This window comes from Streptomyces sp. NPDC017095 (assembly GCF_044332325.1).
Classification (GTDB): Bacteria; Actinomycetota; Actinomycetes; order Streptomycetales; family Streptomycetaceae; genus Streptomyces.
On sequence record NZ_JBIROU010000019.1, the window covers coordinates 106437 to 116575 of the forward strand.

Here is a 10139-nt window from a genome sequence, read left to right on the forward strand (position 1 = left end):
CTCGGGCGGGGACGCCGCCGTTTCCCCGGGCGGGGCCGCGACGGCCCCATCACTATCGGCCCGCCGTGCGGGCACCGGCGCGGGAAGCCGGACAGGTGCACACGAAAGAAGGGAATTTCCCGGATGACGCATGAAGCGGCATGAGCCGGGAGAGCGGCGCGAGGTGCCGGCGGCCAGGCGGAAGACGGCTGGCGCCTCGTGTCCGCATCTGGGGGACATGTGGCCGTGCGAACGTGGTCCGGGCACCGCGCGGCGCAGAACACTGGTGCCGGCCCGGATCCCGGAACCCCGTCCCCGGAATCGGGTACGAGGTCGTCTCCGACGCGGACCGCGCGGACGTCGTCGCCCTGCACCCCCGGCCCGGCTTCGAGGAACGCATCCTCGCGGCCTTCACCGACGGCATCCGCTCCCGGCCGCAGACCACCTTCGGCAACGTCAAGGCCGGCGTGCTGGAGCACTTCGTGCCCGGCTTCCGGCGGGAGGACTTCGTGCGCGTCATCCTGGACTCGCCCTGGGCCGAGTAGCACGTCCCGGAGTCGGCGCCGTACGCGGCCTGACCGCACTCGTCGCCGCAGCGGCGGGCGTCCCGGCCGGTGCGGCCGGCCCGTCTGCCCTCCTCAGTCCTCCGCCACGCGGATGATCGTGCGGCCGGGGACGCGCTGTCCCGGTGCGAAGGCGGCGGCGGTTTCGGCCAGCGGCCGGACCGCGCCCACCCGTACCCGGAGCCGGCCCTCCCGCAGCCGCCGGACGAGGTCGGCGAGGCGCGCGCGGTCGGGTTCCACGACGAAGAACACGGCCCGGCCGTCGTCGGGGCGGACAGCGGGCGGGTGCGCGATGGTGACCAGCGTGCCGCCGGGGCGCACGAGCGCGGCCGAGCGGCCGAGGACGTCACCGCCGATCACGTCGAACACGACGTCGACGGGGCCGGTGTCCTCCCACCGGTCGGCGTCCAGGTCGAGGAACGCGTGCGCGCCCAGGTCCAGGACGGTGTCCCGGTCGGCGGAGCGGCCCGTGCCGACCACGCGGGCGCCCGCTTCCCGCGCGAGCTGCACGGCGATCGAGCCGACAGCGCCCGCGGCGCCGTGGACCAGCACGCTACGGCCGGTGGCGAGGCGGGCGTGGTCGAACAGGCCCTGCCAGGCGGTCAGCCCGGAGATCGGCAGCGCGGCCGCGAGGGTGTGGCCGACGTCCGCCGGGAGCGGGGCCAGATTGCGGGCTTCCACGGCGACGTACTCGGCGAGCGAACCGTCGCGGGTCCAGTCGGTCAGCCCGAAGACCCGCTGGCCGACGGTGAGCCCGGTGGTCCCGTAGCCGAGTTCCGCCACCACTCCCGACACCTCGTGGCCGGGCACGCTCGGGGTGCGGTCGCGGCCCGCGCGGTCGGACCAGGTCCCGGGCCAGTCGAGTTCTCCCCGGGTGAAGCCCGCGGCGTGCACCCGCACGATGACGTCGTTCTCGGCGGCGTGCGGACGGGGAAGGTCCTCCAGGGTCAGCCCGGTGACTCCGGCTTCGCGGTCTCGGACGGTGATCGCTCGCACGAGGGGTCCTCTCTTGGCGTGCTCGGGAGACGTTCGTGTGCCCGGCCCCGGCCGGGTCACCGCGGCCAGGGGGCGTCCAGGACGCGCTGGACCATGGACGTACGGCGGAATCCGGGAACGAAGTGTTCGAGCACGTCCGCGTTGACGGTCCCGTAGGTGGTGTCCGGGCGGTCTTTCAGGCCGTCGACGAAGGCCTGGAGGAACTCCTTCTTGAAATCGCCGCGCGGATGAGCGGCGACGATCTCCGCGAGCCGGCCGTCGTCCAGCCGGTCCAGCCCCCAGCCGACCGCGTCGGTCAGCACCCCGTAGTTCGTGGCGGCGATCTCCGGGCCCATCCGGCCGGGAACCCCCGGCGTCGAGTGCAGGGCGATCGCCGTCCAGACGGTGTCGCCGGCCTGCCGGGAGAACCCGCGGTCGCGCAGGAACGCCCGCGCGTGGTCGGCGCCGTCCAGCTCGAAACGCTGCCGCGCGCCGGAGAACGGGATCAGCAGGCCGGTGTCGTGGAACATCGCCGCGATGTAGAGCAGCTCGGCATCCGGCCGCAGGCCCAGCTCGCGCGCGTGCAGGGAACCGAACAGGAATACCCGCCGGGAGTGGTGGAAGAGCAGGGGGTTCGTCCGGTCCCGGAGGAAGTCCGTGGCCTCCGCGACGGCCGGGGTCCCGGGGATCTCCACCCCTGCGATGATGTCCGTCATGATGTCCGTGCTTTCCGGTGCGATGTGCTGGGAGCGGACCGTGCGTCCGTTCTCCACGGTGCCGTCCGGCCGGCCCCCGGCGCCGCCTCGGTCCGGCCAGGAACCACTCGAATGCGGTCACCTCAGGATGGTCCAGTGAGCCCGGGTGCGCATCGGGTGGCGACCCTCGTCTACGACGGGGTGAAACTGCTGGACGTCGCCGGTCCCGCCGAGATGTTCGGGGAAGCGAACCTGCTCGGCGCCGACTACCGGATCGTCCTGGTGTCGGCGACCGGTGCCGATGTCGCCTCCTCGGTCGGCATGCGGATGGCCGTCGACGGCAGCGCCGCCGCGGAGCCGGATCCCGGCACGTTCCTGATGCCGGGAGGGGACCTCTATCCGCGCACTCCCGTCCCGCGTGACCTGGTCGAAGCCACCAGCGGTCTGGCGGCCCGCTCCGGGCGGGTCGCCTCGGTGTGCTCCGGCGCGTTCGTCCTCGGCGCGGCCGGCTCACCGGACGGCAAGCGGGCCACCACCCACTGGAAGATCGCCGGCGAACTCGCTGCCCGGCATCCGGGGACCCGTGTCGAACCCGACGCCATCTACGTGCGCGCCGGCACCTTCGACACCGCGAAGTCGCTCCTCGACCAGGGGCACACCGCCCCCCCGGGCGGCGTCCCTGGCCGGCTTCCCCAGCTACGAGGCCCTCCGCCGCGTCTTCGCGCGGGAGCTGTCGCCGGTTCGCCACCGCGCGCCGCGCATCCGCCACGCAGGGCTCAGGTGCAGCCGGGGCCGGCCTCCCCGTGCTTCCAGGCCACGCCGTACGGCGTACGGGACAGCGGCCGGGGCCCGCCGGACGCGGCCGGCAGGCCCCTGCGTCCCCGGCCCGCAGCACCACGGCAGCCGGCCGGCTGGAGCGGGACGGTCCGGCCGTACCGGACCGTCCCGCCGCCGGCCCGCGGCGACGGCGACGCCCTACCGGGGCGCTTCGAAACCGCCGATCTCCTGCTCCAGCAGTTCGGCCAGCCGCAGTGGGGTGCGGTCCTCGAACATCGGCCCGACGAGCTGCACTCCCACCGGCAGCCCCTCGGGGGACCGGCCCGTCGGTACGGCGGTCGCGGGCAGCCCCGGCATGGTGGCCACACCGGCCCACACGAGCTGGTCGAAGTACGGATAGGAGACACCGTCGACGTCGATCCGGCGTTCCGTGGGATCGGGGTGGTGGTCGTGCGGGAACGCGGGAGTGGGCGTGACGGGACACACCACGGCGTCGAACTCGGCGAAGAGCCCCCGCCAGCCGTGGCGGTGCAGTTCGCGGCGGGCGTCGGCCTGGATCCACTCGCGGTGGCTGAACGCTATGCCCCGCAGCCGGGTGGCCTCCAGGCTCCGGTCGTCCGCGTCCAGCCCGGCGGCGCGGATCCGGAGCCGCTCGTACGTCTCGACGGGGAAGCCCGCGGAGAAACCGGAGTACAGCAACTGCATGTAGAGCACCGCGGCTTCGGCCAGGTCGGGCAGCAGCGCGCTGTGCCGCTCCACGCGGGCGCCGCCGGCGGCGAGCGCGCCGGCCACCCGGTCCACGCCCGCCCGCACGGCGGCCGCGGTGGCGATGAGCGGGTGCTCGTCGAGGACGAGCACCCGGAAGTCGCGGAGCCGCTCGTGGCGTGCGGGCGGCAGCGTCACGTCGTGCGCCACACCGAGCGTCAGCGGGTCCGGTCCCGCCATGACGTCGAGCAGGAGCGCGAGGTCGCGGGCACTGCGCGCCATCGGACCGACGACGGCGAGGTCGGGGTCGGCCGGCAGGGCCGGGGTGCCCGGCGGGACCATCCCGCGGGTGGACGCCAGCCCGTGCGTCGGCTTGTGCGCGTAGACACCGCAGAAATGCGCGGGGGTGCGCAGCGAACCGGCGATGTCGGAGCCGATGGACAGCGCGCCGAACCCGGACGCCAGGGCCGCCGCCGACCCCCCGGACGACCCGCCCGCCGTACGGCGGTGGTCCCACGGGTTGTTGGTGGTGCCGTAGAGGTCGTTGAAGCTCTGGATGTCCTGCAGTCCGACGGGCACATTGGTCTTGCCGAGCACCACCGCGCCCGCGGCCTTCAGTCGCGACACCTGTACCGCGTCCTCGGCCGGCAGATGGTCCCGGTGCTGGGGTATGCCCCAGGTCGTGGGCAGCCCGGTGACGTCGTAGGACTCCTTGACCGTCACCGGAACGCCGAGCAGCGGCCGGTCCTCGCCGCGGGCGCGCGCCTGGTCGGCGTCGCGCGCCGCGGCCCGCGCGCGGTCGAAGTCCGGCACACAGATCGCGTTGACCGCCTTGTCGTCCCGCTCGATCCGGGCGATCGCCTCGTCGGTCAGTTCCGCCGAGGTCACGTCACCGGCCCGTAAGGCAGTGATGAGGTCTTCGGCCGTCAGAAAATTCCAGTCCATGGAGCGGACCGTACCGGCCACCGGGTGGAGCCGTGAAATGTCTTTCGGAGCAGGCGGGTTGGGGTCTCCTGCCGGGAGGGTCCGCCCGGCTGTGGCAGGCGGTGCGGAGTCCCTCGGAAATCCGTTTCCCACGGTGTCCCGGCGCCTCTACGGTGGCTCGGTGGAGACTCAGGTGATCCTTGTCAACGGTGGTTCCAGCTCGGGGAAGTCCGGCATCGTCCGGTGTCTGCAGGCGGTCCTGCCGGATCCGTGGCTGGCCCTCGGGACGGACACGCTGGTGGAGGCGGTGCCGGCGTCCCTGGAGGCGTCGGACGGCGGCATCGGCTTCGCTCCGGACGGAGAGGTGACCGTCGGCCCGGAGTTCCGGGCGCTGGAAGCGGCGTGGACCGAGGGCGTCGCAGCGATGGCCCGCGCGGGCGCCCGGGTCATCGTCGACGAGGTCTTCCTCGGCGGAGCGTACTCACAGCAGCGCTGGCAGAAGGCCCTGAGCGGACTGCGGGTGCTGTGGGTCGGCGTCAGGTGCGACGCCGCGGTGGCCGCGGGCCGCGAGATCGCCCGCGGTGACCGGACCGTCGGCATGGCCGCCGCCCAGGCGGCACTGGTCCACCAGGGCGTGAGCTACGACCTGGAGGTGGACACCACACACGCGGAGGCGATGGACTGCGCACGGACCATCGCCGCGCATGCCAAGTGACCGACGGCCGGGCCGCCCGTCGCCGGGTGGCCGGGGACGCCGCCACCCGCGCCCGTCGGGTCAACCACCGCCTGTGCCAGGGGCATGGGTGACGGCGACCGTCCCGCGCGACCACGCCGGACCGGTCTCCCAGCCGTCACGAGCTTGACACAAACGGGCCGGAATGACGTCCCACGCGGCCTCGTTGCCGTCTACATGACCATCGGAGTATCGCTCTCTCATCTCGACCCGATCGACACCATCGTGCAACTCGCCCGAGAGGCCCGTGCATCCGGACTGACGTCCGCCTGGTTCGGGCAGACCTTCTCCTACGACTCCCCGGCGCTGGCCGCGATCGTCGGCCGCGAGGTGCCCGGCCTCCAGGTCGGCACCTCGGCGATCCCGGTCTTCGGCCGTCATCCGCTGCTCGTCGCCAGTCAGGCCCAGACGGCCCAGGCCGCCACCGGCGGCCGGTACCACCTCGGGCTCGCGCTCGGCACCAAACACTTCACCGAGACCGGCTTCGGCATCCCGTACGAGCGTCCCATCGCCCGGCTCCGCGAGTTCCTGACCGCGCTGCGGCCGCTGCTGGAGACGGGCAGCACCGACTTCCACGGCGAGCTGCTGACCGCCAGCACCCCGCTCCCGGCCACCGTGCCCGGCGCCGAACCGCCGGTACCCGTCCTGGTCGCCGCCATGGCACCGCAGGCCCTGCGCGTCGCCGGCACGCTCGCCGACGGCATCCTGCCGCTGCTGGCCGGACCGCGCGCGCTGGCCGAGCACATCGTCCCCGCCGTCACCGCGGCGGCCGAGGCGGCGGGCCGGCCGGCGCCGCGGATCGTCGCCTTCGTGCCCGGCGTGGTCACCTCCGACGCCGAGAAGGTGCGGCGGACGGCGGTCGAGACGCTCTCCTTCTACGAGAGGTTCCCGTCCTACCAGCGGGTCATCGAGCTGTCCGGCGGCACCCGGGCCGTCGACGTAGCCGTCATCGGCGACGAGGAGCACGTCGCCGCCGAGGTACGCCGTTACCGCGACGCCGGAGCGACGGAGGTGGTGTTCACGGCGACCGACCTGGGCGGGGAGGCCGACCAGCGCCGGACGTTCGCGCTGCTGGGCGAACTGGCCGGCGGCTGAGCCGCGAGCGGCGTCCCGTGACCGCCGCGGCGCGGCCCGCGCCGCGGTGACGGACGCAGCGCCGGCGGCGGTACCGGATCCGGCCAGAGGATCTTGGAGAGTCTCGAAAGCGACCCGCACTATGCATGTCTATGTGGAAGGGTGCATACTCTTCCTATGTCCAAGGTCCTCACTTCCCTTCCGGTCGGCGAGCGCGTCGGCATCGCCTTCTCCGGCGGCCTCGACACGTCGGTCGCCGTCGCGTGGATGCGCGACAAGGGCGCCGTCCCGTGCACCTACACCGCCGACATCGGCCAGTACGACGAGCCCGACATCGCCTCGGTGCCCGGCCGCGCGACGAACTACGGTGCCGAGATCGCGCGCCTGGTCGACTGCCGGGCGGCCCTGGTGGAGGAGGGGCTGGCCGCGCTCGCCTGCGGCGCGTTCCACATCCGCTCCGGCGGGCGCGCCTACTTCAACACCACCCCCCTGGGCCGCGCCGTGACCGGCACGCTGCTGGTCCGGGCGATGCTGGAGGACGACGTACAGATCTGGGGCGACGGCTCCACCTTCAAGGGCAACGACATCGAGCGGTTCTACCGCTACGGTCTGCTCGCCAACCCGCACCTGCGGATCTACAAGCCCTGGCTGGACTCCGACTTCGTGACCGAGCTGGGCGGCCGCAAGGAGATGTCCGAGTGGCTGCTCGCGCACGGGCTGCCGTACCGCGACAGCACGGAGAAGGCCTACTCGACCGACGCCAACATCTGGGGCGCCACCCACGAGGCCAAGACGCTGGAACACCTGGACACCGGCGTCGAGACGGTCGACCCGATCATGGGTGTGCGGTTCTGGGACCCGTCGGTGGAGATCGCCCCCGAAGACGTGACGATCGGCTTCGACCAGGGCCGCCCCGTGACGGTCAACGGCAAGGAGTTCGCCTCCCCGGTCGAACTGGTCATGGAGGCCAACGCGATCGGCGGCCGGCACGGGCTCGGCATGTCGGACCAGATCGAGAACCGGATCATCGAGGCCAAGAGCCGCGGCATCTACGAGGCGCCCGGCATGGCGCTGCTGCACGCCGCGTACGAGCGCCTGGTCAACGCGATCCACAACGAGGACACCCTCGCCCAGTACCACAACGAGGGCCGCAAGCTGGGCCGCCTGATGTACGAGGGCCGCTGGCTGGACCCGCAGGCGCTGATGATCCGCGAGTCGCTCCAGCGCTGGGTCGGCGCCGCGGTCACCGGTGAGGTGACGCTGCGACTGCGGCGCGGCGAGGACTACTCGATCCTCGACACCACGGGCCCGGCGTTCAGCTACCACCCGGACAAGCTCTCCATGGAGCGGACCGAGGACTCCGCGTTCGGCCCGTCCGACCGCATCGGCCAGCTCACCATGCGCAACCTGGACATCGCCGACTCCCGCGCCCGGCTGGAGCAGTACGCGGACCTCGGCATGGTCGGCACGGAGCACCCCGCGCTGATCGGCGCGGCCCAGGCCGCCTCCACCGGTCTGATCGGCGCGATGCCCCAGGGCGGCGCCGAGGCGATCGCCTCCCGGGGCGCGGTCTCGGAGGAAGACGAGGCCCTGGACCGCGCCGCCATGGAATCCGGCACGGACTGATCACCCCGCCTCGGCAAGGGGCCCCGCCGGACTGGGACCGGCAGGGCCCCTTGCCCGTGCGCTTCCCTCTTGGACGACGCTGACAGCGCCGCCCCGCCCGCGGTGCGGAAACCACTGGACCACGACTCCCCGCCGCCGTCGGGGCGCGGCGATCCGGGTCAGGGTCCGGGTACCGGCTTCGTGGCCGCGCTCCGGGACCGCGTCCGGGTTCGCGATCCGGCTCCGGCTCCGGGTCCGCGGCCGGCTCCCGGTGTCGGGATGCCTGGACCCGGCTTCGCGTCCGCGTTCCGCGATACGGCTCCGCCCTCGGCTCCCCGCGCCCGGACCGTCGACGCCCGCCTAACGCGGAACGCCCGCCTAACGCGGAGCACCTCCGTGTGGCGGACGCCCGGGACCGCTGACGCCCGTCCGCCGTGGATCGTCCCCGTGGGCGGCCCGTCAACCCGGGTCCGCCGGGCGCCCGCCCACCACGGATCGCGGGCCGTACGGCAGCCCGGCACCGGCTGTGCGCGGCCGTCTCCCAGCAGCGTCGCAGAGTCGTTCAGCGGGGTGTGAGCAGGGCCCGTAGCGCGGCTTTGTCCGGCTTGCCGCTGGGGGCGGTGGGGACCTCGGTGAGGTGGACGATCGAGGCCGGGACGCAGGCATCGCCCACCTCCCGGGCGACCAGCTCGCGCAGCGCGTCCGTCTCCGGGGCGGCGCCGGGCTGCGGGACGACGAAGGCGTGGATCGCCTCGCCGGTCCGCTCGTCCGGTATCCCGACGACGTACGCCTGGTCGACGCCGGGGTGGGAGGCCAGGGCCCGCTCGATGGGGCCCGCGTAGTGGACGACGGCGTCGACGATGACGATGTCGCGCGTGCGTCCGGCCAGCCGCAGGTGCCCTCGGGTGTCGAGCCGGCCGAGGTCCCGGGTGCGGACCCAGCCGTCCCGCAGCACCTCCGAGGTCTCCCGCGGGTCCTCCCAGTAGCCGCAGAACGCGTCCGCCAGCCGGACCCACACCTCGCCCGTCCGTCCCCGGGGGAGGTCCCGGCCGTCCGGGTCGCGCACGGCCATCTCGACGGTGTCGAGCGGTCGTCCCACGCTGTCGGCGAGGCCGGGATCGGCCGCCAGCTCGTCGGGTTCCAGCAGGGTGAGCATCCCGGTCTCGGTCTGGCCGTAGGCGTGGTGGACCACCGGTCCGAGCAGTTCCGCCGCCTCGGTCAGCCGGTGGGGCGCGAGGGGGGATCCGGCCACGACGAGGGCGCGCAGGCTGCTCGTGTCCACGGCGCGGTCGCGTACGGCGTCGAGGATGCCGTACAGCCGCGGCACCGTCGTCATGCAGGCGGTGATGCGCAGGTCGGCGAACACCTCGGGGAACCGCAGGGGCTGTGCCGGGATGACGGCGGTGCCTCCGCCCTGCAGCGCCAGGACCAGGTGTTCGAACATGACGGCGCTGGTGAGCGTCCCGAAGAGCAGGAACCGTGCGTAGCGTGCCGCGAGGCGTCGGGTGCGGTCGGTCCAGCGGGCGGGTTGCAGGGCCCAGCCCCGCGACAGGGCGCCGTAGGTCACCAGCGTGCCCTTGGGCCGGCCGGTGCTCCCGCTGGTGAGGTGGATAACGCCGATGCCGTCGGGCTCGCCCCGCGCGGTGAGGTCGTCGGGGCCGGGGACGAAGGACGCCGGGGGCCGCAGCGCGCCGCCGGTCTCCAGCACCGGGATGCCGTCCGCCGCAGCGGCCAGGTGGGGCCGGCTCGCGGCGTCGTCCGTCACCACGGCGTCGACCCCGCGGGCCAGGATGTCGCGCAGGTGCTCGCCGGTCAGCCCCGGTCGCAGACCGACGACCTGGCAGCCGACGACATGGGCGGCCAGCCGGACGGCGAACGCCTGCGGTGTGACCCCGGTGTCGAGGGCCACGCGGGAGCCCGCCGTCAGGCCCGCGCCGCGCAGGCCACGCACGAAGCCGGCGATCGAGACGAGCACCTCTCCGCGGGTGACCGCGCGTCCCGCGTACTCGAACGCGGTCAGGCCGGGGGCGTCGCGGAACGCGTCGAGCAGTGCTCGCGGGAAGACTTCTCCGGGCTTTTCGTCCACTTCGGCTCCTTGTGGGCCGGAAA

7 protein-coding genes and 2 pseudogenes are annotated in these 10139 nt (G+C 73.7%); 5 read left to right on the forward strand and 4 right to left on the reverse strand.

The window, feature by feature from the left end; genetic code table 11:
• Positions 1-290 precede the first annotated feature (290 nt).
• Positions 291-524 (forward strand): annotated as a pseudogene (locus ACH4OA_RS30190) (diguanylate cyclase); the annotation flags it as partial.
• 93 nt (positions 525-617) lie between these two features.
• Here the strand turns inward: ACH4OA_RS30190 and ACH4OA_RS30195 are convergent.
• Together ACH4OA_RS30195 and ACH4OA_RS30200 are read right to left on the reverse strand one after the other, a co-directional pair.
• Positions 618-1538 (reverse strand): NADP-dependent oxidoreductase, encoded by a 921-nt coding sequence (locus tag ACH4OA_RS30195; protein ID WP_397972370.1) that lies wholly within the window; start codon positions 1536-1538, stop codon positions 618-620.
• Between the two features lie 56 nt (positions 1539-1594).
• Complete coding sequence (locus tag ACH4OA_RS30200; RefSeq protein WP_397946826.1) at positions 1595-2233, reverse strand: HD domain-containing protein; 639 nt, start codon at positions 2231-2233, stop codon at positions 1595-1597.
• A gap of 111 nt (positions 2234-2344) precedes the next feature.
• Between ACH4OA_RS30200 and ACH4OA_RS30205 the strand changes: the two are divergent.
• Positions 2345-2785: pseudogene (locus ACH4OA_RS30205) on the forward strand (DJ-1/PfpI family protein); the annotation flags it as partial.
• A gap of 402 nt (positions 2786-3187) precedes the next feature.
• Here the strand turns inward: ACH4OA_RS30205 and ACH4OA_RS30210 are convergent.
• Entirely contained in the window at positions 3188-4639 is a 1452-nt protein-coding gene (locus tag ACH4OA_RS30210; protein ID WP_397946825.1) for an amidase, read from the reverse strand.
• Between the two features lie 160 nt (positions 4640-4799).
• Here ACH4OA_RS30210 and cpt point away from each other — a divergent pair, with 160 nt between their 5' ends.
• The 3 genes from cpt (at position 4800) to argG (ending at position 8051) form a co-directional block, all read left to right on the forward strand.
• Positions 4800-5333, forward strand: a complete 534-nt coding sequence (gene cpt / locus ACH4OA_RS30215; RefSeq protein ID WP_397972373.1) for a chloramphenicol phosphotransferase CPT — start codon at positions 4800-4802, stop codon at positions 5331-5333.
• 195 nt (positions 5334-5528) lie between these two features.
• Positions 5529-6446: a TIGR03564 family F420-dependent LLM class oxidoreductase gene (locus ACH4OA_RS30220; protein ID WP_397972376.1), complete on the forward strand. Its 918-nt coding sequence runs from the start codon at positions 5529-5531 to the stop codon at positions 6444-6446.
• Between the two features lie 156 nt (positions 6447-6602).
• Complete coding sequence (gene argG, locus ACH4OA_RS30225) at positions 6603-8051, forward strand: argininosuccinate synthase (RefSeq protein ID WP_365883733.1); 1449 nt, start codon at positions 6603-6605, stop codon at positions 8049-8051.
• A 541-nt stretch (positions 8052-8592) separates the two neighbouring features.
• On the opposite strand, the gene ACH4OA_RS30230 is transcribed toward argG, so the two are convergent.
• On the reverse strand, positions 8593-10116 hold the full coding sequence (locus ACH4OA_RS30230; RefSeq protein WP_397972379.1) for a class I adenylate-forming enzyme family protein: 1524 nt from the start codon (positions 10114-10116) through the stop codon (positions 8593-8595).
• Positions 10117-10139: the final 23 nt, after the last annotated feature.